Source organism: Vibrio sp. Makdt (genome assembly GCF_027587015.1).
Classification (GTDB): Bacteria; Pseudomonadota; Gammaproteobacteria; order Enterobacterales; family Vibrionaceae; genus Vibrio; species Vibrio chagasii_B.
Window position 1 is genome coordinate 118,555 of the sequence record NZ_JAPPTH010000013.1, and the last position, 26,804, is coordinate 145,358.

Here is a 26,804-nt window from a genome sequence, read left to right on the forward strand (position 1 = left end):
GAAATAACCAATGCCTTGACACATTTCTGGACAAAGATGAGTCAGATAAGATAAAGGCTAGCTAGCTTAAAATAGTGTCAGAAGACAATATAGTTTGAACGAGTCCAACAAAATCTGTTCATTTACAATACAGTTTGTCGCTTTTCCTCTGTCACTCCACTTGGCAGAGGTGATGCGAACCGACTATAGCAAACACGCCTTTGCCCCAATATGTGTTTAGAGCGCAAGAAACCATCATGAGATTTATTTGTGAAACAATCTGTTTCGTGAATCACCTCTGCTCCAACCTAGTTCTGATCTCGTGGCTTTGGCAATAGAACTAACTAATGTGCAAAATATGCACATTGCTTATCAAGCAACTATCGAGGATTCCTCGGTAGTTGAACTGTTGCAATTTTAGCAATAGTTGCCCGAGCAACGAGAAAGCTCAGTGATTGCAGATTCTGCAACAACTCATATCTGCCCCAATCCAAGTTTCAGTACCTTGTAAGATCTATAAACAAAACTCATTCGATTACCTGCGAGAGGAAAGTTTTGATAATCTAGTCTCTTTCATCTTTCCGATCCAAAAATCTTTTATCCCGACAATGAGAACTATCTTAGGTGCCCCACCTTTGAGGTGTGCTGACCATGATGACCTATCTTGTTGCGATGGTTGAGGAAGGTCCTCGGGGTGAGTATGCCACTCTCCGATATAATTAACCGTTCCCCCAGACAACTGGAAACAATTATCTACTTTCTGTTGATGGTGTTTGCCTCGCCTATCCACTAGGTTTCTCTGTCTAAGATCACCAAATCCGGGCTCAGACAGATCAGTAATAACTATATGCTGGCCTCTTTCTTCACCAAGTAGCACACCTGCTGCTTCAGTATCTTGCATTTCAGTTTGTCTATATTTTTCTAGAACGGCTAAAACATGTTCAGTTATTACGACGAGGTGTCCATTGCTATCTTGATACGTAAGCTCTCTCTCAAACTTCATTGCATACCACGCATTGCATTTGAGGCTGCAGTACCTTTCTCTTTCCGGTACGATGGCGAGGGTCTAAGATAAACTCACTGTAAGTCCAAGGTGTGCTTGCATTAAGAGTATTTAGTACGGCCTCCAGCGCCATAGCTGCAGAAATCTGGCTTACTCCAGCGTCATAAACTGTATAAGTACTTCCACAGCTGACTTTTTTTTCTTTAGACAGGTCTAGGTCTTTAAAGCGCATGTCGATATGGTCTTGGTGGATGCTCTTATCAACCGTCATACACCCATAGCAACTCAGACTGTCATCAACTAAAACCTTAGCTGCTCTACCATTACCATCATTGAACACATGAACGATAGTAGGCCGTTTGACTGATATCTGACGAACAACACATGCTAGCCTCTTTGATACAGGGGGACGACCAGTTGCATCAATAACAATATCGTACTTACTAAGCGTTCTTTCATTGATAGGAAAATTACTATCAAATCCAGAAATATTTTTAGCTAAGTGTGTTGAGTTCTTAAGCTTTTTAGCTAGTGCTGAGGCTTTATTGCTCCCAAAGTCTGATACAGAAAGTGTATGCCGAGAAAAGTTATGAGGCTTTAGAGTATCTCTATCGTAGAGATGTAAGCATTTCGCATCTAAGCCAGCTCCATTTCGAACGAGCAACTCTGCTAAATATCCCCCGATTGTACCGCACCCAATTAGAGCTATGCTTTTTGAGCTTAACTCAAACTCCCTCTGTTGATTACGGCTTAATATGGCAGACTTATCCGCTCTAGTAATTGACAACCGAGCGAACTTGGAGCAAAAACCTTTTCTAGACAAAATTCCGATCAGATTTTTGAAAGACGTCTGCTTCCTCTTTCTTCGGGTTTTCCGCGAACTAAACTGGCACTCAATACTATTGACATCTATCTCTAGATAAAGGGAAACCGGATCTTGCTTCTCAATATCAAGCACTACAATATTTCTTTTTGCTTTTGAGTTAGATAGGCATCGAACAAGATGATCTCTTGCGCTGAAATCAACTAGCTCAAGCCAAGATAGCACCTCTTTAAGTTCTTGAGGCGGCCACTCTACACCGGATAACCGACTTGGACGAACCCAGACATAATGAGTTTTTATCGAGGGACTCTCAGGACGAACCAACTCTAAGCCTCTTTGATTTAGCCAGCTTTGTAAGTACTGATTGGTCCGTAAGTCATGCTCTTTCTTGTCAACCTCTACGGTAATATACTCACTTGACCGTAGCTTTTCTTTACCTGTTGCTCTTGCTAACACGGATGTGTAAGTGGAGTGTCTTCGAAGTTCGCTAAGTGAATATAATTCGGCACTAGAAGACCAGTAAGATACAAACTCATCATCAAGCTCCTCGTCCCCCTTAACTTCATTGTCCATAGCATTTACTGCAATATCCAATGTTGTCTTTATCTGAAGATCTATAGTTTTATATAGTTCAACTAAATTATTTGGATTCCAGTCAGCTTCCATTTGTTCGACGTAACACAGGTAGCCTTCATGAGATATATGAGGTATTAGCCGCCCTTGTAGAGCTAGGGGCATATCAATTACAAAGACAGTTGGAAGCTCAATATGTGGGTCGCTCGCTTGTATCATTGCAACTTCAAAAGCACCATACTTGGTATCGTGTCTTTTTATATAAACCCCACCTAAAATGGAGAATTTCTGTAAAAAGGACTCTTTTTTTAAACGGTTTATAGGTCTGTAACTATAACCGAGCTTAAGTAGAGCCTGATGAGTAAGACTCACTATGATTATCCACTCACCATTGAAGAACTGATTTGTGTAGAAGAGTTTACTTTGGTTGGTTCCTGACTAAATGCAGGAGCGGCAGCCTTGTGCTTAATAAGTTCTCTGTCAAAAACTCGCTCTCCGAAAACTAAAGACAACTTAGATAGAGCATCGTTTTTTGATTCAGCTCTTTCTGCTTCTCGTAGTTGTTCAGGTAATAACCTCAACTTACCAACAATGTCTCGCTCCCTATTGGTATGCTGACTTTCTGGCGGAAACAATGGTCTTTCATCAGTATCATCTGGACTTTCAACCCCTTTAAGAAACTCTTGGTACAAGTTGTCAGCAACAACCTTCATTGTCTCTCCCATATCTTGAGAGTCAACAAAGTTTTGCTGCAAAACTTCAACCGTTGCAGCCATCAAACTGATGGATGATGGACCACCTACTTGCCACTGTGCATCACGCCAAGCTTTCATATACCTGCATACTTTTCGCAAATGTTTACCTATACGGCGGCACTCACCTTCAAACCAATCTTCAACAATCTTTGGGTCGCTATTCATCCACTTAGCGCTCCCAGCTTCCCCATCTCTAAGGGCAAGGTTTACATTTTCAGAGTCTAACTTTTCATACTCGAGATCATCTGCCGAATCTTGTATAGAGCCATATAATTCAGTCCCCACTGACTCATACATTCCGCGACGATTAAAAGCCTTAAGTACAGCGACTTCTTTTTCCAAGAACTGCTCTTTTGGGATAGCATACATTGGAACATCAATGTGTGTACGTTCTTGAGGGATTTTTATACGGGCACAAGTTCGTTTGCTATCGAACTCCCAACCAACATTTTCTTCGACTAATGACATGAGGGATGAGTCAACTAGCAGAGTTAAAAGTTGGTGGCCAATCTTTGGCTCTGATTCAAAGAAAGTCATTGGAAGATAAGTCCCATCATCAATGTCCATTTCTTGGCTTGGATGAAAAGGGCGGTTTAAAGTTCTATATTTGAAGCTACCTTGAGTCCAAAATCTAGGCTTTAAGGCGGAAAGTTCCCTTAAAGTATCTTTGTCCATTTGACTCAACAAACTACTTGCTTCAATAATTTTTGGTTGGGTAAGATATTTAAGGTTTGTCTTTAATAAACGAGAGTACAGGTAGTCACTATTTTGGCTAAACACAGCCTGCTCTTTGGCGATAGCCCCAACTTCCTCAAAAACACGTGTAATACGCTTCCGAACTGTATTTCGAAGGTACAATAGCTTTTCATCTTCTTCTTTATTGAGAAGAAGTTTGCCCATTAAGCCGTCTGTTCGATTAGTGTAGTAGTGGTGTAAATTCCAATTCATGCTAATGTTCCCTTTTAATTGGAGGTATCATATCTCGCTTTAAATTTAAATGGTTCAGCTGGTTTAGAAAAAATCAATTCTAGCCGTTTATCTTTTGCAAACTCTTCATTCGCCAACTGCTTGCCTCTAGAAGCCAAATTGTCTAGTGCTTCAATACTAGAGTTATCTAATGTAATATCTCCTGCCGCTTCATTTGGGACTCGGCTATCTAAGCTAATATAATTGCTAATGGCACCATGAACACTCAACTCTCTTGATAGCATAAACTGATGTAAAATCTGATTAGCGGTCATAGTAGTAAGAACTAATCGCTCTCCTAACCCCCACATCCCTAGATAACCCCTTTTTGCCCTCAATAGCTTCGGACTAAGCGCATACTCTTCCCCCATAGTCCCAACATTCAGAACATGAATGTCTGAGTATGAAGCACCTGGAAAATCACTTTTCATATCGCCAAAAACCTCATGCAAACCAACAAAGCTAGGGTTGTTTGCAACTAGCCCCCCATCAGCAAAGTAAGCTTTAAGATCTTCGCAAAAGTATGGTTCAAAATAAGTAGGAGCAGCAGACGTGGCTAGAGCAGCATCCACCAATTTCAAAGGTCCATCACGAGTGAAATCTGGGTTATGTGGGGTCTTAAAAAACTGAGGGCGCCCCGTTGATAAGTTGACGGTAGGAATCATTACACGCCTATCAAGGTCGTTAAATGTTGTACTTTCCCCAATCATTTCAATAATGGCTTCTTTCAGTGGCCCAGTTTTATAAGTGGCACCAAACGCTTTCTTGATTGTTTTTAGTGGATTATTGAACCATTTATACTGAGGAAATATCTTATCGCTTTTACTATAAAAAACGTTTTTTAACTCTCGTGCAGATTTTCCCTCGGCCAATCCTAAAGCGAGAAGTCCTCCAATGGATGTACCTGTGATCAGATCAAAGTAGTCACCAATCTTAATTGTCTTCTCGTTTGAAGACTCTTCAAGGATCCGCTCTAATTCAGCTAACACGCTAATAGTAAAAAGGCCTCGGACGCCCCCGCCATTGAGGCTTAAGACTCGGACTGCATTTGAGGGAAGGAGGTTGTCGCTCATTTCTTTTCCTTTGATTTGATGTTACTTGAATGATTTATAAATGCTATCTGCATTTATAGCATTCATTCCATATATTGACACCCAAACAGCAACTAAACACAATATATGGGACCAAAAGGCATTTTTCAATAGTTTGAAAAGGATAAAATGAACGATAATTCCAAAGAGGGCTCTTTCTTGTTAGCGTCTGCTAACCCTAGGCCGTAGGAGATACATTCTGTTGATATATACAGTGAGCATATTTGTGCATTAATTATCTGAGAATAATTTTGTATTGAATTTATTTAGGACGCTGACGAACCTCATGGATCATCAGGCTTGGTTAGAATTGCATAGACACGATTGTGTGCTTTTCGGTACCAAAAGTTATCCGCACTGCTCTAATTTAGCAAATTCCATAACACAAAGATGTCCAGAACTTTTACAGTTGGCACTTCGTAACTCAGATGTGCCCCTAAACGTGTTTAGATTATAAGAAACTATCAATAGAATAATTGGTGTGTAAGCCTACTGCACCAGTTTTTTAAGTCCCAGATACGACAAAGCCACAGGTAATGCCTATGGCTTTGTAAACAGCTACAGAATGTTTATCATTCAAATCGAAGAGGGAACCGGCGCCGGGTGTTTTATCACCAGAGTATATAGGAGGGAAAGCACCTAGACTTATCATATGTCCTCGGTGGTCTGCTTTGCAATTAAACCAAGTTCAATTCGATACAATTACTTCTGGCCAGACAGTAAATAGTAACTCCAAGAAAAAGCAGGGATACCCGAGGCTCTCAAAGTTAGTTTAAAGCTAAGAACCGTATGTGGCAAGCTTACTTCTGCCCCAAGATGTGTTTAGAGCGCAAGAAACCATCATGAGATTTATTTGTGAAACAAGCTGTTTCCCAATTGTCCAACAGGTTGTTTCGTTAATCACCTCTACTCCAACCCGGTTCTGATCTCGTGGCTTTGCAATAGAACTAGCTAATGTGCAAAATATGCACATTGCTTATCAAGCAACTATCGAGGATTCCTCAGTAGTTGAACTATTGCAATTTTAGCAATAGTTGCCCGTGCAACGAGAAAGCTCAGTGATTGCAGATTCTGCAACAACTCATATCTGCCCCAAAGTTTGTTTCAGCGCATTCGTTCTAACGGCAGTCTAGCTGATTTTGCTATACTGCAACTAATCTAAATATCCTGTCAGGTTGTATGCGATGAGCAAGAAAAAGTTGACCGAAAAAGAGCTGCTAGAAGGGATGACTCCTTATAATACCCACTGTGATTTGCTTGCAAAGAGCGAAACAAAACCTTCGCCGACGGGGGGAGAACGGGTTACAGATGATTTCATGGCTAACCAAAATGAGGTTAGTCATGAACCTAGTTCAGATTTTCTGAACCCTAATATTTTTCTTTCAAACCTCAAGTTAGCACTTGATAGCCTTCCAGATGGTGATATTGAATTTTGTGACTTGGGCAATGAAATTGGTCGAGTCATTGCTAATTTGAACTCATCAAATAAGGCACTCTTACGTGAAGTAATTTATGGTGTTGAACATGGTTTTGACATGATTAGCAAAGAAAGAGGAACTTCGAATGAGTAAGCTTGATGAATGGGTCGACAACAATATGACATTAACCAGTATCATCATAATGATTATGGGCTTAACACTCGGATACATCCTTTTCTAGTATCAATTACTAAGGTTTCGAGGAAAACCTCAGTTGTTGCAAATTCTGCAATAACTCCAATCTTCTAATTGTGCAACAGGCTGTTGCACAAATCAGCCAAAATAAAAAATGCCTCATTGTCATTTTTTTGCTCATAAAATCGCTTGCTCTTCTGGCTTCAAATTTCCCCCATTGAAAGGCATGCGACTCACTTCGTAATTGCTAATTAAAAGAGAATAATTAGCAATTAACTGTCTGAGAGTATGCTGAAAATGATTTTGAGCCACTTCGGGACAAAAGAATGACGCTTTGTATCTACGTCACGGGCTGTTTGTTTGTGTTGCAGCATCGGCTATTTAAGAAGTCGAGTTGAGTTTTGCTCTCCTTCTCTAACTCACCGACATAGATTAATGATGTCTCGATATTGGCGTATTTTCCGCTTCTGCTTGCACTAAACCAATTGAATGACCCCACCGCCATATACCGATCATCAGCAAAAACGCTTTTACTATGGACACCATTTATCACATTGATAACGATACCAAGCTGTTCCAAGATCGCGCAGCAATGTCGAAACGCTTTTATTTTATTGGTATCCGGGTGGTTTGCGACCGTGGTATTGAAATGTCTGTCGGTGTGTATGGTTATCTGGACACCTTTGTGCAGTGCTGTTTTTAGTAGTTCTAACTGCCCTGTTGATTGCAGTTTGTCTAGCTGTAACCAAGGCGAGACGATATCTATTTTTCGTTGTACTTCCCTCAGCAGTTTTGATAAGAACGCATCGTGTTCTTCGGCATTGGTTAGCAGTTTCGGATGACCGCATATTTGTAATAAATCGGGGCGTTGACCAACACTAAACTCCAGCTCATTTCGCTCGTCAGTAAAGAGATACTTGGCGAGTAATCCTCGTGGAGAAGATGATGGCGCAGCTTCAATGATATCCAAATCACCAAAGACCAAAAATGCATCTTTGGCTCGAGAGACAGCGACGTTGAGCATTGACGGATCCATATCGATAAACCCGCCATCGTTGTGTCTGGTATACACTTGGGAAAAAATAATGATTTTGCGTTCAGCTCCTTGAAGAGAGTGAACGGTACCAACGGTTAGTTGGTCATCCCCCTTGCCTGCTTTGATCTCGAACTCACTACATGCGGTCTTGATCTGGTTCACTTGGGCTGAAAATGGAGTAATTATACCCACACACTTGGCCAGTGGTTCGCCGTAGTAACTCTCTATTTCAACCTTATTGGCATGTAACCATGCAGCGATAGTTTCTGCTTCTAACTTATTGCGTCGGCTACCGCTAAATGATTCCGCGATACCGTCGACGTGCAAATGACTGAAAGGAGAGTAGAGGCTATCTTCGGTCGCTTTTCCTCTCTTGGGGATCAGGATACCTTGATAGCAAAGGTCATTGCAGTATGAGATTAACTCATCGTAGCAGCGTCTATGTTCTTGCAAAAACATTCCAGACTCAACTTCCGGCATATAATGAAAGCGGCTTGCTTGTTGCGCTACATGCATCACACTGCCAGTAACTACACTTCGGCCTTGCTCTTGAATGACTGTGTATTCATCATCAGAGCTGATAATTTTATGCTGCCTTAAATTACCCCGGTCAATTGATGAGCACACATTTCTAATCGGCGGGATTTGGTAAATATCACCGATCACCAACGCTTTTTTGGCTAGTGAGAACGAGGCCGCGGCAACTTCTGGAGCTACTTGGCCCGCTTCATCAACGATCAAAAGGTCGATTTCATTAAGCAGATAATCAGTTTCAAATTCTTTATTCCCAACGTGAGACTGGTAAGTCATATGAGAAGGCAGAGAATGGAACGTTGATACAATGCAAGGAGTGAGCATCATTCGACGTTTCCAGCGAGGACGAACTGTTTTCAAACCTGTTTTCCGGGCCTGCTTGTTCAGCTCTTGACCCAAATCTCGGCAACTGAGTAGCCAGCATGCTTCCCAGTAATGGACAGCTAAGCGGAACATTCGAAAACGGATCGTGATATCTAAAACCGAATCGATGTCGGTCAATTGTGGAATAGTTTGTTCTGGAGAGTCTTCAGTAAAGTTATTGATAGAATCAAGCCAATTCAGTTGTGATTGCTCAAACTCTTGATACTGCTCTAACCAAGATTGATACCGATTTTTTTGTTCATCAAAATCATCTTTTTTACTAGAAAACATTTGCTTGAGTAGGTTCTCAAATCGGTCTGATGACAGGTTTTCAATTTGCTCTTCATCGTGCTCAATAAGGTTAAACATGAAGCTCCTACGCTGGAGCTCAAGTTTATTCTTGATTGGCGGTAACCACTTAAACAGAGTTAACCATGTAGATTCATTGCCGAGGTAGCCTCGCCACGCAGTTAACTGTTCTTTGGCGTTATCTTTCAATGCTTGCGCATTAGAAACGGCTTGTTGTTGATCTGCCAATGTTTGTTGGGGGTTGTGCCCCAGCCGAGAATGGATGTTAGTCAGTTGGCGGTTGTAGTGATGCCAATTGTTTTGGATGTAATCTAACTGGTTTTGATGTTGGCACAATTCGGCAAGGAGATGCGCTTTAACTTGCGTTACATCAGCAAAATTCTGTTGTGAAAACGCCTGTTTTGCTCTATCCAAATAATGCGCTTGGGCTTGTTCGACAAAATCCAACTGCTCGACTTTTTCATAGAAATGCTTAGTTTGGTAACTTTTAGCAGCTTCCATTTCTCCATACGCCGATGGCAGGTAGCCACCATAGCTAAAAATGTCAGGTAACCATCGGCCCGATAGTTCGTCGTCGCCTTCATCGAAGTCTTTACCAAAAGCATCAATGATGTTGGTTACTGCTTGATTATTAGTCGATGCTGCAATGATTAATGGCGGCTGACTCTCTTTTAACGCAGATTCGATCCACAGTGACGCGACTACAGATAGAACAAACGTTGTTTTACCCGTGCCAGGAGGACCATTTACCGCAAGAATATCGCCTTCTTGCATAGCTAAGGTATGGGCCAAAGCATCGCATTGCGCTTTAGCTAGCGGGAATTGACTATTTGAGTGGCCAAAACGCGAATTCACTGTATGAGATACATCAATACATTCATCGTGGTTGGTTACTGTTTTTACCGCGTAAGTATCAAGCAGAGGCAAGGTTGTGCTTGAGTTGCTTAGGTTATCGTACAGTTTTAAAATATGTCTTGAAGTACCCGAGCACTCGTTGGTTTTGTTGACTAAGCCACGACTTTCAATGTTTTCGTAGAACTGCTCGATTCGGTTTCTATCGCAGTAATCGGCAAATAGTTTTTGAGTAAGTCCGTAGTAGTTGTGCCAATCTTTTTGATGGTTTTGATACTGTTCTTCTTGTTCGAATTTGGCTGGAATACTTTCATTAGACAGCGCTGGAATTTCACTTGTTGTCAGGAATTCATCGATCTTATCAACGTCAGCGATAGTAAATATGTCATTTCCTTGAGGAGCAAGCAAATCACGAGGTATGAATGGCGCTGTGTGAGGAAATAGTAGCCCTTCACGATTGACCCATAAAGAGCAGACAATCGGTGTCAGTACACCAGGCATACTACCACTGTAATCTTTGCCATGAACTTTCCGAAGATAATAGGTGATTGGTCGATGATGAATTTGTACGGCGGTTAGGGTATCTGGTTCATTGCGAAACAGATCTTCTAGCAATGTAGAATCAGGTTTAAGCTTACCTTCTTTGAACTCGTCGGTTGTCGCTCGCACATAATTCTTCAAATCTTGTTTTTTTAATGCACCTTTCGCGCTGTCGGCATCGGCAAGAGAATTACGCCAATAGTGAATCCAGCCCTGATTATTCATACCCGGTCCTTGAAATTTTCGCGTTAAGCGTGTGATTTTAGTCGAATATTCTATTACCCGTGGAGTATTTTTTGTTAGAACTTTGAGCAATTTCTTACTCGGCGACCTTTGAGCCATGCGGATGATGACTATTTGAGCAGTCTAATAATTGAAGCTGGGGTATTAAAGTCTATTTTCCCAATGTCATATGATTTCAATGATTAATTCTGTGAATATTTGGCTACTGGTGACTTATGGATGGGTAAACAACTTTTAAGCTGTATTAGTGGTTTCTGAAATATATCGCAAACATCACGTTTGTTGGGCAAGTCAAATCCAGAGCGTTGCTGCGTAATTAGTGCGTGAGGTACACGCTTGTCTGTTCTAAACAACTAAATCAGAAAACTTTCACATTTATATTCATCTTAGACTTAAGTAATTGATGAAACTGCAATAAAAAACTAATGTGTTTGTCGTTATTTTTAGCTGCAGATCAAAGTAATCTCTGTCCAAAACCTTGCTAGAGATTCATAACAGACTTTATTGTCATTTCCATCGTGTTTCGGGTAGCAATGCACCTTAAAAATGATCAAACTTTAGCTTTTTATAGCTTACGGATCGCTTGAAAAGGCACGTTTCCGATCAAATTTTGTCTTCCGACAAATGTGAAGTGCTCTTCTTCGTACGCTTCAATCCAAGTCATTAACTTTTCAAGTTCGTCACCTTCGGATGTGCCTGGTTCAGCCACATCAAACAAGGCTTCAATTCTCTTCAAAATGGCTTTATAGTCGCCTTCTGAGGATTCTAGCCCCATTTCATCCCATGAAACTGTTGCAAATTCATCAGCGTTGTCTGGTGTAATGCCCTTAAGCAGTTCTTTTTCTGATAACCTTTTCTTGCTCATAAGTCGTTTCTCGATTCAAAAATGAGTTTAGACAATTTATAGCATAATGGGCTACTAGCCGTAATGTAGAACCTTATTCGAAGCGCACTATGGACATTTTGATTCTGACTGTTCTGTGCAACAGGCTGTTGCACACTTGGAGTCGGTGGTAGCTGTTGTGATTTAGCAACAACTGAACACTCTCCTCGCTCAGGCAAATATTGCAGACCCTCTTGCAACATTGAGTACTAGAATTTGTTTATCGTGATCGGCTCTGGCACACCTCTGGACATTTTCGAGCTACGATGGAACGACAACTGTCAAAATTTTAGATAACCTATAATAGGTTAAACACGCAAATTATTGGCTAGACTAGCTTAGCCACTACACTGAGCTCGGTGTAACCGATAGCGCAAGATTCAGAAGAGGGTCATTTCTGCTTAGTCCGAGGATTCGGATGTGGTTGAGAAGGCTTAGGTAGTACTGACTCAAGCCATTCTGGTTCATGAAGATATAGCCAGTAAAACGCTGCATTACAATCTCGCTTTATCTCTTTTCTAATCTTTAACGGGTCATTGTGTCGGTATCGAAGTATCTGAGATTTGTAGCGTCGCCGTTTCGATTCATGCTTACACTGCCGTCTCCACTTAACCAACCCATTTACGCTAGAAATCAACATTTCGACACTTCCTGTTGATACAGATACACATTTGGCGATCACAGAACGATGGAAACCTTTCCATGCAAGAGCAATAACTTGCTCTCTGACGGATGCTTTTAACTTAATAGGCTCAAACAAATCTTCCATATCCGACGAGTAAGCGACCGACTTCACATAAGTTCTACTCTTGCCAGTTTGCTTACTTATTGAAGAAATTGGTAATCCTTCTTTTAACAACGACAAACATTCTTGTTCTACGCTAGAGATACTAACGACACGACCTTCACTACGTACTTCTGGTGTTGTTTTAGCCCTTATCTTCTGCTTTGATAACCAGTATTCAAATATCAAATACTTAAAAATATGCTGTGAATACTGGTTATACAGCAAATTGGTAATGTACTTATAATCCGATTCGGATGATGGTAGAACGTCTGAAGATAGAAAATGTAATTGGCTTGTAAAAGAATAAAAATCAGAGAGTAACTTTACCCTGCGAATTCGACCACCCTTGGTCACATAGCCAAGATTCGATAATTTTTCTGAGTAACTAGCCGACCTAAATGTAGAAATATTATTTGATTGTTCTCGAAGTACTTGCCGAGAAAACTGCGCCAAACGAAAACTTTCATCGCTACTTTCGTGATACTCGGTTTCAAAAGAAGAAGGATACCCAACTGCTAACTTTAATCGTTTAGGAAGGCGAACATGCACTAGTTGCTGCTGATGATCACAACAAGATCCGATAGCAGGTATTTGATGAACTCGATGCCAATAAGCCACTCCAAATTGTCTGATATCTTCTTGAATGCAGACTGGGCACAGTTTGAGAGTTAATTCGCTATGTTCTCTCACGCACGAGAGCTGGCTTAAACGAATCGCCGAATAATTATCCGTTGAGAATATAGCTTCTGATAATTTGGCTTTGTATTGCGGGTAATAATGCATAAACAATGGAGCAAGTGTTTGCCCCATTAGCAGGTCATTCTTGTTCTCATTGTACAGACTTGAAAGCGAACTTAAACCTGCAGTAAGTATTGGGTTAATACTTGCTCTATGGTCTCCGTATACGCTTTTGAGAAATTCAGATATGGGAACCGCACCTACATTGCAATATCTAATCATTCGACTAAACAGTAGCTCATCAGGTAATGCATCAGGTAAACGCATATCACCTCCGATAGGTTCGCCATACAGCTAAATTCTAACTAAACGTCTCCAATGGGTCGTCACACAAAACACCCGAAGCCCTTAGGCTTTCAAGTGGGTCACTATCCTGAGAAGCCCTCTGGATCAGATTAGTATCTAATATCCGACCACTCAAACCCTCTGAAAAAACAAGTTCCGTTAGTTCGCCAATGAATTCAGGATGATGTGGACGAGTCAAGTCTCCTGGTATCGTTACCGTTTTAGATTTGGTATTGATTACTTCTTTCGTTGAAACATCTTCACGCCGATGGCTGTTCGGTTCAGTATGACCATCTTTTCGATTTCTTTTTAGGATAGAAATCGCGTGTTTCTTTCTCATTTCTTCTGTGAGATTTTTCGTTGCCCGTATAGCAATACTTGCTCCAAGATCAAGAACCTCTTCAGTAATCCTCTCATCTGAAGAACCAATAATTGCCTTTTGAGCTGAATAATAAACTCGAACAGCCAAATCCATATTACCAGCAGACAGTGAGTATAGTTTATTGTTCAAACTTGGGGACAACGGCGTTTCAACATTCGTCCACTGTAAACACCAAAGTTCATCCACGAACAATTCCCACTCTTCATCATTCGTCATTAGTTCTACATCGAAATAGCCACTACTTTCCGCTCGTCGCGCTGATTTAAAACTCTTGCTGAGAAGTTCATCGAACGGAGGATTTGCACAGAAAAGTATCGGAATACCTAAATTGTTAACTAAGTTATGCAAAAAGCCTAAAAGTCGATCGGCACCGCCTGCTTTAGCAAGGTTTAGGTTTTGCATTTCATCAATAACCAAAATCCCGAGGAAATTTGACTTCATTTTTGATTCAATTTGTTGAAGTAAAAGAGCTATCGTCCCCGCAGGTTTTGTTGGAGGGTGTCCTAGTTTTTGATCTATTTGCTCTAAGATGCGATGGCAGAGTCCCTTCACACTTGAGTCATCAGGACAATCTACTTTAATCCAAACAACTTGCGGAATTGCTAATACTTTATTCTGGTAATATCGGTGTTCGATGACATCTGGAAAGCAATTGAGCACTTGTTCAAGCATGCATGTCTTTCCTACACCGCTTTCACCGATGATTGTTATACCGCTGCCCTTCGGTTTAAAAAAACCTGTTCTCGGTTCAACATCAGGGCGGCTATCAGATGAGTAATGAAGATAATTCATCGTCGTTGGTGACAATGGGTTTTTTGCTGAATATCCCTCCTTAATCGCCATTTCAATAGCCCTAAAGACATCCAAATAGAGTGGAAGAGGCTGCCTCAGCTCTTTCAATCGAGTAAGGTACTCTAACCTTTCAATCTCTTCTAATTTCGTTTCATCAAGGTTTCTGTCAGGATAATTACTCAACTTTATAACTAATTCAGAATCACCCACTTTGGGTGGTAACGCTTCGATTAAAGGGTTACCTCGGTGCTCTGGCAAAATGGCTTCATGGTAGCTAGCGTTTTCACATCTCATTATCATTAACCTTTTTTCGCTTTAGCATCGATATTACTTTTTTCTTTTTATTATCAATATACTCACCCGATGAGCCAGATTCCATATTCTGCTCTGTCAGACTAGATTGAGTGTCACCATCCTCAAGTCTTTGTGCGAGAATCGCTTCCCGCCTTCTCGCTTTCATTCCCTTTGTTCTCTCAGATTTTGAGCTAAGTGATGGAGCTAATGCTGCTTCCTCTTTTGCATTTTGGATAGTCTGATTTCTTCTCTGGTGACGCTCTATCGACTTCGCTGTTGGTCTGGCTTTTTTCTGCTCTAATTTAATCCAATCTTCAAAATACAAAATATCTGCTTGGTGCCTATGGGAAAAGTTAGCTGATTCCTTCATCAACTTACACCGTGTAAAACCGCTTTCTTCTTCAAGCCTGACATATATAAAGCTAGAGTTGTCATGATCAATCAGTGCATCGAGAGGCCATGACCCATGATTTCTAGCAATGACCTTCCAATTATCAAAACTAGGATGACCCGAGTCATAGTACATTTGGTCATTGAGTCTAATACCTTTACCCGTCATGGTTACTTTAGTTGCAGGTAAAAGGCGAGCGCGAACATGCGCTTCATCTGCTCTACTCAAAGCATGCTTATGCGCTTTCACATGTAGATTCCAATAATTAAAGGGGGTTGGAGGAAGTCCTGATTCTATAAGTAACGTGCTCTGCTTGGCCAAGTCTTTAAATATTGAGCTGTTATGCTCCAATACTGCATCAATAAGTAGCTTAGTTACGTCCCTAAGTGTTAATGCAGCATCTAATCTCGGGTCCCTATCACCTCTAATGTAGTGTCGTCCCTTAGTTGTCCCCAACAGCTCATGAACCAACTTTTCATTCAAAATATTGAAACGATGCTCAACTATCCCTTTCAACTCAGCTCGGTAAGGCGGCGCAATACTCAAGTGACCAATCAGTGGTACCGCGAGGTTCTCGGCACCTTTGCAAATGAACTCACCTCGATCACAAAGCAGCCGCTGAGGGATGTGATGACAAGGCCAATCAGTTTCATCTATTTCAATACCAAACTCAGCACAATACCCCTTCTTTGAAGTAAAACTGTTAATTAAAGCCTGTCGTCCCGCTCTCCATGAAGCGTACTCCATTGAAACATGAAGCCCAACAATCATCCGGCTCTCTTTATCCACCACACAGTAAACTGTTGGTCTACCTAAAACATGATTCCTCTGAAAGTCCGAAACAATATGAACATCTAAAACCGTTGCATCAAGTTCAAAGCAACTACCAGGAACTTCTGTGTGATCAGTCGCAGCCCCCTTCAAACTACGTCTATTTCGTTCAAAATCCCCCTGATTCGTCTGCTTACGAATTAATGTATGTGCTGGGATTAGTTTCTTAACCCAATAAACAAATGCTCTATAATTTGGCACTCTTGCATCTCTAGACTCAGATTCCGAAACGATTAATTCATCTGCATAGTATTCTTTGAGCATTTTGTCATAGACTCGGCTGTATCGGATTTTTTCTCCTTTGAGACCGAACCGCTTCATTGCTTTTAGAAACAAAGCCTTATCAGCTTCGGTAGTATTCACACCTATAGGAGCATCGATACTAGGAGTTGATAACTGTACTGGTGAGCCACGTTTTACCTTACCAGCAGCCCTAGCTTTCCCTCTCCCTCCTGAGTTCTTGTAGCTTGGTAGAAGTGCATTTCTCTCTTGGCCATACTTCCAGTAGAGATTCAGTGCTCTATATATATTCTGCACATATGTATTGTTCGCCTTTGCGTGCTGAGAAACCAAGGTGCTGCGAGGTTGGTCAACTAGATTGAGCAAAAAATCAGAAGAAGAAACTAAGTCTACGATCAGTGAGTATTTCTCATTTCTTTTGGCGAGATGACTCTCTGAAATATCATCTTCAGATTGCAATTGGTAATAAGGCAATTCATATAGACTTTGCAGAGCTTTACCAAGTTTGATTGCCTCACTAAAAAGATCAAAAGCTAGTTTGATTGGCCGTTGCAAAGCCTTTGATTCGACCAACGGAAACAAGATGATAATACGACCCACGGTATACTGCTGTAAGACTCGGTATAGGCCATCATTGAGACCATCCAAGCTTTCAATTTGCCAAACACTATTTAACTCAACTTGCTGCATGTTGCTTTGAAGTTCCATCTATCTTGATTTCCATGATTTCAATCATCCCTGATAGGACGATAGGGCGAGACAGGTCAACTGTTACTTCTTTGTCAGCCAACAGAGACTTTAACAACATCAATGCATCATCTTGCGAAATGCCAATTTCATGAGAAAATGTTTCACAGATTTCATCCAATTGCATAGTTCCCATCGTCAACAGACGTTTAGCCATATATCTAAATTCATTCGGTGTTGATGGGTACTTCTTGCGTTTAGCGTCTGTAATCCATTGAATATTCTTGGACTTAATCTGATTAAGCTCCGATAGGTAAAATATGTGAAAAGGGACGCCAAGCAACTCCCACCACACACGCTCTATATCTAGTTTTTCGGCTGTTCTTGTGTCTGACAGTTTTTCTCTTGGTTTAACACATACAGCTTCATACCAAACCCTTTGACCATCACTACAGGTTAAAAGGAAGTCGGAGGTCATGATGATCGGATCTTTGGTGACAGGGTGTTTAGGGTGCTCAATACCAAGTGATTGAGCGATTTTTAATGAGAGGGAGAGAGGAAGCAAAGGAAATTGCTCCCGAATATCTATAACTGAATCCGAAAACTCAGCCAAGTAGAAAAAACACGATTCTTGTTCCGATAGGGTATGGTGACTTCGCCCTGATTTTATTCCTTCAATCTTACCGCTATGACCATGAGATTTAACATCTTGAACTCTTATCCAAGGCGTATAAGTGGCTCCCTCACCTAAACCATAATTCTGTTTCAAAGCTCGCTTGAAGTCGGCAAGCTTCTCAAGTTTTCTTCGTCCAGCCACAACATATACTCAATCCAATTCGATACAATATATTATAGCCGAGTGTACAAACTTTATTATTCCAAAATGGAGCTTTGTACAAACTTTATCGACAGTGTACAAACTTTATTGTTCCAAAACATTAGCTACACCCACTGACCAGCAGTAAAGCCTGAACTCCAACACCATTGGAAGTTGTAACCACCAAGCCAGCCAGTTACATCCATCACTTCGCCAATGAAGAACAAGCCTTTGATGTTCTTACATTCCATGGTTTTGGATGACAGGTGATCGGTATCAACACCACCGAGCGTAACTTCCGCAGTACGATAGCCTTCAGTACCATTGGGGGCGATTTTCCAGTTCTCTAGGTGCTCAACAATGCCATTAAGCTGCTTTTCGTTGAACTGCTTAAGCGGTTTGTCTTCCAGCTCTTTACGGTCAATCAATACCTCAACAAAACGCTTAGGTAATACTTTTGCCAATGTGTTCTTTAAGCTCTGATTTGGATGCTTCTCACGAGAGTTCGCCAACAACTCAGTCACATCCGCTTCTGGTGCTAGATTAATCGAAACCGACTGACCCGCTTTCCAGAATGAAGAGATTTGCAGTACAGAAGGGCCAGATAGACCGCGGTGCGTAAACAGCAGCGCTTCTTTAAACAAAGTACCATCTTGCGCCGTGATCTCCGCAGGAATCGCGATACCAGAAAGCTCAGCGAAATCTTCTTTGTCTTCTTTATGTAGCGTGAACGGTACTAAGCCTGCCGTAGTTGGCATCACAGACAAACCAAACTGCTCGGCAATCTTGTAGCCAAATGGCGTGGCGCCCAGTTTAGGCATCGACAAACCACCGGTCGCCACCACTAATGAGTCACACTCAACTTGATCGGTATTGAGGTGCATTTTGAAGCCAGAATCGGTCTTTTCGATGGAATGAACATCGCATCGGTAGCGCTGTTCGACTTTCGCTTGCTGACACTCTTCAAGCAGCATGCTGACGATGTCTTTTGCGGTATGGTCATTCACACAGAACAGCTGCCCATGATCACGCTCTTCGAACTCAATGCCGTACTTACTCACCATAGAGATGAAATCCCAGTTGGTGTATTGAGACAAAGCCGACTTTACGAAGTGAGGGTTATTACACAGGAAGTTGTTCGCTGATACATCGTAATTAGTGAAGTTACAGCGGCCACCACCTGAGATTAAAATTTTTCTGCCTGGCTTTTTCGCATGATCAACCACCAGCACTCGTCGGCCGCGTTTACCAGCTTCCGCGGCACACATTAAGCCTGCGGCGCCCGCACCAATCACGATTACATCAAATTTTTCACTCATTGTGGCTCTGCTTTCTTCACTTTGCATTCCGAGTACGCCCTGTTCTCAAAATGCCATCAATAAAAAAGGATGTGCGTTAACAGCACATCCTTACTAATTGCTCGCTATTTTAGCGGCAATTTTAAACTTTGCAATTGGTGTTCAATCGTACAAATCTCAGCCAGCTGCTATTGCGCGAGAAGCTTGTCTAACATTGCTAAGCTCGCCAAACGAACAACCTACGCTCTAATCACACGTATCGCCCACCTAAACGATAAACGCAGACAATAACGTCACACCCAGCAGAGCAGAAGAGAGTATGAACAACTGTCTTACACGATCACACTTGGAAGTGAACACTTCGTCGTGGTGATGGTGGTACTCTTTGCTTTTGATGTAACTAAACAAGCGAACTTGTTTGGTCATATTGCCATGAGTTGTGAAGAACCCACCTCCGTCTACTTGTTGATAAAGTAGAGGATGTGCTTCTCGCATAATATAGATGAGTGTTCTTAGCGCAGTAAAATAACGCGCCCAGTTCACACAAGTCACAACCATTAGTGCAAATAGAATAGTGTCGCCGCTGATCATCCTTTCCTCCCTACATCTTCAAAGGAAAACTCAAAAGAAAAAGATAATCAGAGTCTTTTTCTTACAGCCTAGACTGCAGGAGCATCCATGATTGAAGATGAACCATCTTTTGCCAATTGCGCTAAGTCTTTATCAATAAAGAACAGTGCTTTACCGTCTTCACCAACAAGCTCTAGCTTATCCAATACACCTTTAAACAACTTCTCTTCTTCGTGTTGCTCTGCAACGTACCATTGCAGGAAGTTAAAGGTTGAGTAGTCTTGTGTGCTGAAAGCAACGTGAGCCAGCTTATTGATCTTTTCAGTAATCATCTGCTCGTGTTCGTAGGTTTCACGGAATACTGCGCCAAGGCTTTCAAATTCATGTTTTGGTGCTTCAATCGCACCCAGAATTGGCATTGCACCTGTTTCACTTACGTAAGTAAAAAGACGCTGCATGTGTTCCATTTCTTCTACCGCATGAGCACGCAGAAACTCTGCTGCACCTTCAAATCCTTTGTCTTCACACCAAGCACTCATTTGTAAGTATAGATTGGATGAGAAAAATTCTAGATTAATTTGATCGTTCAGTTGCTCAACCATAGTTTTTGACAGCATTTAAGACTCCTAAGTACATCCTCAATTTTCTTTACTATATCACTATTTTATTAATATCTCGCTGACCATTAGTTAACCGATATTTCGAACCTTCACTACGCAAGACGATGGATATGAGATCACTTCAGCAAAAAAAGGCATCGCATAGTGCTAATCTTTAATCAGACAATGAATAAAGGAGGTAGCGATATGAGTTACAAACATATTTTGGTCGCGGTCGATTTATCAGATGACAGCAAATTAATTGTGGATAAAGCGGTAGCATTGGCAAAGCCATTAGAAGCCAAAGTCTCTTTTATCCATATCGATATTAACTATGCCGAGCTCTATACCGGGCTGATTGACATCAACATGGCAGAGACCCAACACAACGCGATGGAAGCGTCTCGTATTCAGCTACAAAACTTTGCAGAGCATGCTCAATACCCGATCACTCACACGCTTGTGGGTAGCGGCGATTTGAGCCATGAGTTGTGCGATACCATCACCGAATACAACGTTGATTTAGTGGTGTGTGGGCACCATCAAGATTTTTGGAGCAAGCTGCTCTCTTCAACACGACAACTGATCAACGCCTCTCCGGTGGATATGCTGGTCGTGCCTCTAAGAGATTCAGAAGACTAATGATTTAAGGTTAGGTAACATACAGCTCATATCTTATTAACGAAGTTTTACTATGAGCTATTTAGCTGGTGTTACCCTCCTATGGGCCTTCTCTTTTAGCCTGATCGGCGTCTACCTTGCTGGTCAGGTTGATTCTTGGTTCTCTGTTCTGATGCGTGTTGCTCTGGCAGGTATCGTGTTTCTTCCTTTCCTGAAATTCCGTGGTATCCCTGGGAAATTGATCGGTAAATTGATGGCAATTGGTGGTATTCAGCTTGGCCTGATGTACTGCTTCTATTACCAATCTTTCTTGCTACTATCCGTACCGGAAGTGCTGCTATTTACCGTCTTTACTCCAATCTATGTCACGCTGATTTATGACTTCCTCAAAGGGCAATTCTCACCTTGGTACTTAGTCACGGCTGCGATTGCGGTATTAGGCGCGGTATTCATTAAGTTCGCCGGCATCAACGACAACTTTTTAGTGGGCTTCCTAGTCGTACAAGGCGCAAACCTCTGCTTTGCGATTGGTCAGGTGGGCTACAAAGTGGTGATGGAGAAGGAATCAACAGAGCTTCCTCAACATACGGTATTTGACTATTTCTACCTCGGCGCTCTGTGCGTTGCTTCGGTTGCGTTCATGCTTCTAGGCAACCCTGAAAAACTACCAACCACTTCACTTCAATGGGGAATCCTTATCTACCTAGGCTTAATTGCTTCTGGGTTGGGTTACTTTATGTGGAACAAAGGTGCATGCATGGTAAACGCAGGTGCACTTGCCGTAATGAATAACGTGTTGGTGCCTGCTGGTTTGGTGGTGAACATCCTGATCTGGAACCGAGACGTTGATTTGGTACGACTATCGATTGGCGGCGGGGTTATCTTGCTTTCTCTCATCGTGAATGAGACGTGGGTGAAAAAGCGTGTCGCGAGATCGGCGGCCAACGCCTAACAATTTTTATGCGCCAGCGCGGCCAAGTGCTCTTCGGAGACAAAAAGCAAAAGAGCGACCTAAGGTCGCTCTTTTTAGATCTGGCTAACATGTTGAATAATGTTCAACAGCTGGTGTTAGTGAATGTGATTCACAACCACAGCCTGGTTTTCCGTGAAGGCTACATCATCAAGTCGTAGATTGATGCGTTCCAATTCACTTTCCAGCTTCTGGCTTTTCTTAAACAGCTTTTGCTGCTTCTTAATCATCTTCGCCAGCTTCTTATTGTATTTCTCTTGTTTCTTAGCCGCTTTCTTCGCTCGCTTCAGTTCTGATTTCTCATCACCACTCGCGTTAGCAATGCGTTTTTTCAGTTTGGCTTTTTTCGGTGACGCTTGTTTGTCTGCGTCTCCAAGAGCAGCGGCTGGGTCAAACAGTTGTACTGATGAATCTGGGACCTCTGCCAAGGTGACTTCAGGCTTTGGTAGCGTTTCGGCTAACAGACCACAAGCCGCCTTTTCTTCAATCGGCTTATTCTGGCAGCCAAGCGGTGGGATTGCTGTTGGTTTGCATAGGTTCGCTTCGTCCGCCGATGAACGTGCACAAGAGCGACACACAAACTTAGGTTCAGTAACCAAGCTGTGGATCTCGCCTAGGTGTTCGGTAATATCTCGACGGTTTAACTTACAAAAGCGTTTAGCCATGCTGCAACTCCAGCTAAGAATAATAATGATTCTTAGTTAGATATACATCCGTAACGCGACTATCGCAAGTGTTAAATAGCAATTTATCGTATTTATGACGGGAAATTTTCTTAGCGTGTATCTAAGTTATTGATGCTTCAATTAAGTCATTGATGCTTTCACATACACGTCAAAACGGTTCTTTTTGGTTTCGATCGCCATACTCGGTTTTTGCTCATCTAACCAAGCCGCATAATCGGGTCTTTTGACGACAACTCGCTTTGATGCGAGCTTCATCGCAGGTGCCAATAGAGCATCAGCATCTAAGTCTGCACCGACCAAAGATTGGAATACGCGCATCTCTTTTTTGACTAGAGCCGATTTCTTTTTGTTCTCTGGGTGTGGGTACATTGGATCTAGATACACCACATCCGGTTGCTCAAAGTTAGGATCGTCACTAAGTTTATCCAGCGCATCGTGGCTTGAAGCGTGAATCAACTTCATACGTTCGCTAACCCAGCCACCGATATCAGGGTCTTGCTGCGCACGCTGTAATCCATCATCAAGCAGCGCTGCAACAACAGGGTGACGCTCGACCATCTGCACCTTACAACCTAGAGAAGCCAGTACAAATGCATCGCGCCCTAGGCCAGCCGTACCATCAAGAATGGTTGGCGTAGCGCCTTTATTTAAACCTGCCGCCTTGGCGATAGCTTGGCCTTTGCCACCACCAAACTTACGTCGATGACCAACCGCGCCGCCAACTAAATCAACGAAGATAGCGCCTAGTTTGGGCTCGTCTACTTTGCGCAGCTCAAGTCGCTCGCTAGTCAGCACCAAAGCAAATTCGCTGTTTTCATCGTGAGATAAATTCCAACGGGTCGCTAAGTCATTCAGATGATCGATTTGGGTAGCATCTTCGCAAATCAGTTGTAGTTGCAAGGTCGTCTCCAACAGACAGTAGTATTAAAAACAAAAGAGGCAACCAGTTTACCTGATTGCCTCAACAATACATATTAGCGGTGCAAACTATTAGCACCGAAAGTAGCGAGATTAAAACAAGGCCCGTACACAAGGCCTAGTTAGTTTGCATTTTCTAGCACTCGCTCTTGCTGAAGCTCATCAACCAGCTCAGCAAGCGGCTTAGGTCGGCCAATGATGTAGCCCTGTGCATAGTTCACACCAAGCTCAATCAGCTTGTCGATGATCTGGGTGTTTTCAACGAACTCAGCCACGGTGTGCTTACCCATCTGCTTGGCTAGATCATTGATAGAGCGAACCATCACATGGTCCATCTCATTGACATCAATATCACGCACGAACAAGCCATCGATCTTAACGATATCGACTGGCAGCTTCTTCAAGTAACCAAACGACGATAACCCAGACCCGAAGTCATCGAGCGCAATCATACAACCTAGGTCTTTAATTCGAGTGAAGAACTTGATCGCCTGTTTCATGTTACTCATCGCCGCTGTTTCGGTGATCTCTAAGCAGATCTTATGACACGGAATCGGCGAGTTACTCAAGCTTTCAATCAAGAACTCAACAAACTCCCGGTTACCCATCGAGTGACCAGAAAGGTTGATAGAACACATCCCTAAATCATCAATCAGATGTGGGCGTTGCTCTAACCAACTCAATGTTTGACCGATCACTTGGCGGTCAATCAAATGCGCAATGTTGTAGCGCTCAGAAGCTGGCATGAAGATCCCAGGAGAGATGTATTCCCCATCGACGTTCTTAATGCGGACCAAGATCTCGAAGTGCATTTTGTCACTGTCTTCATCTAAGCCTAAAATACGCTGTGCAAACAACTCCAAGCGATCATTAGCTAAAGCTTCATGTACTAAATTGACGCACTCCATCTCTAGGTGACGTCGACGCAAGTCTTCATCATCTTGATGGTAAAGGTGATAGCGGTTACGTCCTTCCTCTTTGGCTGCATGACATGCCGCGTCTGCCTGAGCATGCACCATTTGTGGTGAAGCCGCGGTATGGTCAATCAATCGAATACCGATAGAGCAGGTTAAATTGAGTCGGATGTCATCCCACAAGAATGGATTGTCGCCCATCATCGAGATAATACTGCGACACACATTCACCGCATCTCGCTCAGTACAGTCTTTGATGAGTACCGCAAACTCGTCACCACCCATACGCGCCAATACCGCATTGTATGGCAGTACCTCTTCCAATAACTGCGCGCTAAACAAGATCGCAGCATCGCCCGCTTCATGCCCGGCGGTATCGTTCAGTACTTTCAGCTGGTCTAGGTCTAAGAACAGCATTGCGTGGGTACGCATGTGGCTCTCAACTTCTTTGAGTGCCTTTTGCAGTTCTTGCTCAAAGTGGTTGCGGTTAAAGGTATCAGTCAGCAAGTCATAGCGCGCCTGATACTCCAATTTTTCAGAAAGCTCATGTGTCTCGGTGATGTCTTCACCCACAATCAACAACTGATCAGACTCCACCAGCGGACGAATATTTTCTCGAATCCAGATCGTACTGCCATCAGCATGACGATATTCAATATCACGACGCCAGACACCACGAATCTTATGCTGTGGTTGCAACAAGATATGACGTGGAATCATCGCGTTCTCATCGACGTAGAACTCTCTAGGACGATGACCTAAAAGTTCATCCAATGGGTAACCAAGCAGCTCTTCGGCAAACTGGTTCACTTGTTGGATGCGGTTGTTACCATCCAAGGTAATCATCATTACGGGTTGCTTGTCGTAATAGAGCTTTAGGTTCGCTTCTCGCTGGAATAGTTTATTCTCAGCCAGCTTACGTGAAGTCACATCGCGCGCCTCAAACAAGAACTGAATATCACCTTCTTCACTACCCGGCATCGGCTTTAATGAGATATCCAATACCATGGCACCGCGATCTCGGCACCAAACCTCAGCTTCAAAGCGCAAAGATGGGTGATCATCTCGCTCAACAAAATACTCTTTCAACACCTCACTGGCAGAATCTTCCCAGTGCTGATGTTCTTGTAAAGGTGTTCCTAGCTTATAGCCCTGATTGTAGAGCAGTTCATGCAGCTTGCTGTTACTTGACAGCAATACACCGTCTTTGTCGATAATGCCCATAAACTGAAGGCTCTGGTCGAATATCGACTCCAACAGTCGTTGGCTTTGGCGGCTTGCACGTTCGCTTTTCTTAAGACGGTTGAGGTAATACACCAAGGTGGCGATCACGCACGACATACCAAGGAACATTAAACCTATGGTGCGAATTTCATCGCGGTAGCGCGTCAGGAAAGACTTAGGCTTGTTGAGGAATGTCACTGCAGCTTCATTCTCAGCGCCGAGATCCCAACGCGATATTTGTTGATAGTCGAGCTTAATCTCCGGTGCACCAGCGACTACAGGAGGTAACGGGTCATTAGGATTCGCCAACACCTGCAACAAAACGCGCCCAGTGTTACGCCCTTGAGTTTCACCGCTTTGAATCACCCCGCCAATGGCCCCAAAACCTAGGCCTAAGTCGTGCACCATATACAGCGGCATTTGCGTTTTAATGTTCAGTTGTCGCCAATCTTCATCACTGCTCACTTCACCTTTCGCATCTCGGTAATACGCCCAAAACAGCAAGCTTTTCCCTAGGTCTGCACGCTGCGAGAAAGTCGTCAATTCTTGGTATGAGTCTGGAACATAATGTTCAATCAAATCTGCAAATTGAGGGTTAGTTTCAATAAACAGATCGATTTGCGCACGAATGGCCTCACCAGTCACCGAATGATCGGTCACCATGTAGACTTTTTTCACGGTCGTCTGGAGGCGCTTGATCAGTTCGATGTTACCAACCAGATCGATGTCTTCAGTGATACCGGTTGCGTTCAAACCTTCGATCATTTTAGGAGAGAAGTTGTTGATGCCACCAAAGATGACCGGGGTTCCATCGAGATCTGACGCTAAACGCTTCATCAGGTTTAGGGCGTTGTTATCACTCACCACAACCGCTGCAAACTCTTCGTGCATTAATTTGGTGTGGTAAAGCTGGTACACGCGCTCTAGGTATTCAGGATTTTGAGAGCGTTTGCTGTCGAGGTAAACGACGCGGTAAGACAACCCGTCGCGATCGAGTTCTTCGGATAACCCTTTATGGAAATCATCCGTCCAGAAAAAACCTTGATGGTAGGAGTGGATAACCAATACATCTTTTGTCTGCGCCGAAGCGAATACGCTCCAACACATCGCAATAAATAACACCCAAAATCGCACTGAATTCACCCTAACACCATTGTTGCTGCTAATATTATCACCCTTGGCTATGATATGTACTCT

Annotated in this window: 19 protein-coding genes; 3 read left to right on the plus strand and 16 right to left on the minus strand. The window is 42.7% G+C overall.

All coding sequences use genetic code 11. From position 1 onward, the window contains the following. Positions 1 to 514 precede the first annotated feature (514 nt). Genes cap3 through OH460_RS16925 form a run of 4 tightly spaced genes read right to left on the minus strand, consistent with a single transcriptional unit; the run spans position 515 to position 5,172 of the window. Complete coding sequence (gene cap3, locus OH460_RS16910) at positions 515 to 982, minus strand: CBASS system CD-NTase/cGAS isopeptidase Cap3 (RefSeq protein WP_269998866.1); 468 nt, start codon at positions 980 to 982, stop codon at positions 515 to 517. Continuing rightward, entirely contained in the window at positions 972 to 2,750 is a 1,779-nt protein-coding gene (locus OH460_RS16915) for a ThiF family adenylyltransferase (protein WP_269998868.1), read from the minus strand. The genes cap3 and OH460_RS16915 overlap by 11 nt, the downstream gene beginning before the upstream one ends. A 5-nt stretch (positions 2,751 to 2,755) precedes the next feature. Beyond that, positions 2,756 to 4,081, minus strand: coding sequence for a CBASS cGAMP synthase (locus OH460_RS16920; RefSeq protein ID WP_269998870.1), 1,326 nt, complete (start codon positions 4,079 to 4,081; stop codon positions 2,756 to 2,758). Between the two features lie 14 nt (positions 4,082 to 4,095). Further along, entirely contained in the window at positions 4,096 to 5,172 is a 1,077-nt protein-coding gene (locus OH460_RS16925; protein ID WP_269998872.1) for a CBASS cGAMP-activated phospholipase, read from the minus strand. Positions 5,173 to 6,374: 1,202 nt separating this feature from the next. Here OH460_RS16925 and OH460_RS16930 point away from each other — a divergent pair. Next, on the plus strand, positions 6,375 to 6,761 hold the full coding sequence (locus OH460_RS16930; protein WP_269998874.1) for a hypothetical protein: 387 nt from the start codon (positions 6,375 to 6,377) through the stop codon (positions 6,759 to 6,761). A gap of 382 nt (positions 6,762 to 7,143) precedes the next feature. Here OH460_RS16930 and OH460_RS16935 read toward each other — a convergent pair whose 3' ends face one another. From OH460_RS16935 to ftnA, 9 genes are all read right to left on the minus strand, one after another. Next, positions 7,144 to 10,662, minus strand: a complete 3,519-nt coding sequence (locus tag OH460_RS16935) for an AAA domain-containing protein (protein WP_269998876.1) — start codon at positions 10,660 to 10,662, stop codon at positions 7,144 to 7,146. 583 nt (positions 10,663 to 11,245) lie between these two features. After that, the gene (locus tag OH460_RS16940) at positions 11,246 to 11,545 is read right to left on the minus strand and encodes a hypothetical protein (RefSeq protein WP_269998878.1); all 300 of its coding nucleotides are present in this window, start codon (positions 11,543 to 11,545) and stop codon (positions 11,246 to 11,248) included. A gap of 409 nt (positions 11,546 to 11,954) precedes the next feature. After that, complete coding sequence (locus OH460_RS16945) at positions 11,955 to 13,355, minus strand: TnsD family Tn7-like transposition protein (protein WP_269998880.1); 1,401 nt, start codon at positions 13,353 to 13,355, stop codon at positions 11,955 to 11,957. 34 nt (positions 13,356 to 13,389) lie between these two features. Next, positions 13,390 to 14,841 (minus strand): ATP-binding protein, encoded by a 1,452-nt coding sequence (locus tag OH460_RS16950; protein ID WP_269998881.1) that lies wholly within the window; start codon positions 14,839 to 14,841, stop codon positions 13,390 to 13,392. Further along, positions 14,831 to 17,011: a transposase gene (locus tag OH460_RS16955; RefSeq protein ID WP_269998883.1), complete on the minus strand. Its 2,181-nt coding sequence runs from the start codon at positions 17,009 to 17,011 to the stop codon at positions 14,831 to 14,833. The genes OH460_RS16950 and OH460_RS16955 overlap by 11 nt, the downstream gene beginning before the upstream one ends. Next, complete coding sequence (locus tag OH460_RS16960) at positions 16,980 to 17,807, minus strand: TnsA endonuclease N-terminal domain-containing protein (protein ID WP_269998885.1); 828 nt, start codon at positions 17,805 to 17,807, stop codon at positions 16,980 to 16,982. Before OH460_RS16960 ends, OH460_RS16955 begins: the two co-directional genes overlap by 32 nt. A gap of 125 nt (positions 17,808 to 17,932) precedes the next feature. Further along, positions 17,933 to 19,126, minus strand: a complete 1,194-nt coding sequence (locus tag OH460_RS16965) for an NAD(P)/FAD-dependent oxidoreductase (protein ID WP_269998888.1) — start codon at positions 19,124 to 19,126, stop codon at positions 17,933 to 17,935. 246 nt (positions 19,127 to 19,372) lie between these two features. Next, positions 19,373 to 19,696, minus strand: coding sequence for a universal stress protein UspB (gene uspB, locus OH460_RS16970; RefSeq protein WP_061033090.1), 324 nt, complete (start codon positions 19,694 to 19,696; stop codon positions 19,373 to 19,375). A 68-nt stretch (positions 19,697 to 19,764) separates the two neighbouring features. Further along, a complete protein-coding gene (ftnA, locus tag OH460_RS16975) occupies positions 19,765 to 20,292 on the minus strand; it encodes a non-heme ferritin (RefSeq protein ID WP_008218572.1) in 528 nt (175 codons plus the stop codon). A 189-nt stretch (positions 20,293 to 20,481) separates the two neighbouring features. Here ftnA and uspA point away from each other — a divergent pair, with 189 nt between their 5' ends. Beyond that, positions 20,482 to 20,916 (plus strand): universal stress protein UspA, encoded by a 435-nt coding sequence (gene uspA, locus OH460_RS16980; protein ID WP_061033089.1) that lies wholly within the window; start codon positions 20,482 to 20,484, stop codon positions 20,914 to 20,916. A gap of 52 nt (positions 20,917 to 20,968) precedes the next feature. Then, positions 20,969 to 21,847 (plus strand): carboxylate/amino acid/amine transporter, encoded by an 879-nt coding sequence (locus OH460_RS16985; RefSeq protein ID WP_269998892.1) that lies wholly within the window; start codon positions 20,969 to 20,971, stop codon positions 21,845 to 21,847. A gap of 116 nt (positions 21,848 to 21,963) precedes the next feature. On the opposite strand, the gene OH460_RS16990 is transcribed toward OH460_RS16985, so the two are convergent. From OH460_RS16990 to OH460_RS17000, 3 genes are all read right to left on the minus strand, one after another. After that, positions 21,964 to 22,530, minus strand: coding sequence for a hypothetical protein (locus OH460_RS16990; RefSeq protein ID WP_186171420.1), 567 nt, complete (start codon positions 22,528 to 22,530; stop codon positions 21,964 to 21,966). Between the two features lie 141 nt (positions 22,531 to 22,671). Continuing rightward, positions 22,672 to 23,451, minus strand: a complete 780-nt coding sequence (locus OH460_RS16995) for a class I SAM-dependent methyltransferase (protein ID WP_061033086.1) — start codon at positions 23,449 to 23,451, stop codon at positions 22,672 to 22,674. A gap of 140 nt (positions 23,452 to 23,591) precedes the next feature. Beyond that, the gene (locus OH460_RS17000) at positions 23,592 to 26,714 is read right to left on the minus strand and encodes a bifunctional diguanylate cyclase/phosphodiesterase (RefSeq protein ID WP_269998925.1); all 3,123 of its coding nucleotides are present in this window, start codon (positions 26,712 to 26,714) and stop codon (positions 23,592 to 23,594) included. Between the last annotated feature and the right edge of the window lie 90 nt (positions 26,715 to 26,804).

Excerpts from the sequence above, each read along its gene's own strand:
- OH460_RS16930 (WP_269998874.1), top strand. The coding sequence starts at position 6,375 with ATGAGCAAGAAAAAGTTGACCGAAAAAGAGCTGCTAGAAGGGATGACT.
- uspB (WP_061033090.1), bottom strand. The coding sequence starts at position 19,696 with ATGATCAGCGGCGACACTATTCTATTTGCACTAATGGTTGTGACTTGT.
- cap3 (WP_269998866.1), bottom strand. The coding sequence starts at position 982 with ATGAAGTTTGAGAGAGAGCTTACGTATCAAGATAGCAATGGACACCTC.
- OH460_RS16940 (WP_269998878.1), bottom strand. The coding sequence starts at position 11,545 with ATGAGCAAGAAAAGGTTATCAGAAAAAGAACTGCTTAAGGGCATTACA.
- OH460_RS16945 (WP_269998880.1), bottom strand. The coding sequence starts at position 13,355 with ATGCGTTTACCTGATGCATTACCTGATGAGCTACTGTTTAGTCGAATG.
- OH460_RS16985 (WP_269998892.1), top strand. The coding sequence starts at position 20,969 with ATGAGCTATTTAGCTGGTGTTACCCTCCTATGGGCCTTCTCTTTTAGC.
- OH460_RS16955 (WP_269998883.1), bottom strand. The coding sequence starts at position 17,011 with ATGGAACTTCAAAGCAACATGCAGCAAGTTGAGTTAAATAGTGTTTGG.
- OH460_RS16990 (WP_186171420.1), bottom strand. The coding sequence starts at position 22,530 with ATGGCTAAACGCTTTTGTAAGTTAAACCGTCGAGATATTACCGAACAC.
- OH460_RS17000 (WP_269998925.1), bottom strand. The coding sequence starts at position 26,714 with ATGTGTTGGAGCGTATTCGCTTCGGCGCAGACAAAAGATGTATTGGTT.
- OH460_RS16920 (WP_269998870.1), bottom strand. The coding sequence starts at position 4,081 with ATGAATTGGAATTTACACCACTACTACACTAATCGAACAGACGGCTTA.
- OH460_RS16965 (WP_269998888.1), bottom strand. The coding sequence starts at position 19,126 with ATGAGTGAAAAATTTGATGTAATCGTGATTGGTGCGGGCGCCGCAGGC.
- uspA (WP_061033089.1), top strand. The coding sequence starts at position 20,482 with ATGAGTTACAAACATATTTTGGTCGCGGTCGATTTATCAGATGACAGC.
- OH460_RS16925 (WP_269998872.1), bottom strand. The coding sequence starts at position 5,172 with ATGAGCGACAACCTCCTTCCCTCAAATGCAGTCCGAGTCTTAAGCCTC.
- ftnA (WP_008218572.1), bottom strand. The coding sequence starts at position 20,292 with ATGCTGTCAAAAACTATGGTTGAGCAACTGAACGATCAAATTAATCTA.
- OH460_RS16950 (WP_269998881.1), bottom strand. The coding sequence starts at position 14,841 with ATGAGATGTGAAAACGCTAGCTACCATGAAGCCATTTTGCCAGAGCAC.
- OH460_RS16935 (WP_269998876.1), bottom strand. The coding sequence starts at position 10,662 with ATGAATAATCAGGGCTGGATTCACTATTGGCGTAATTCTCTTGCCGAT.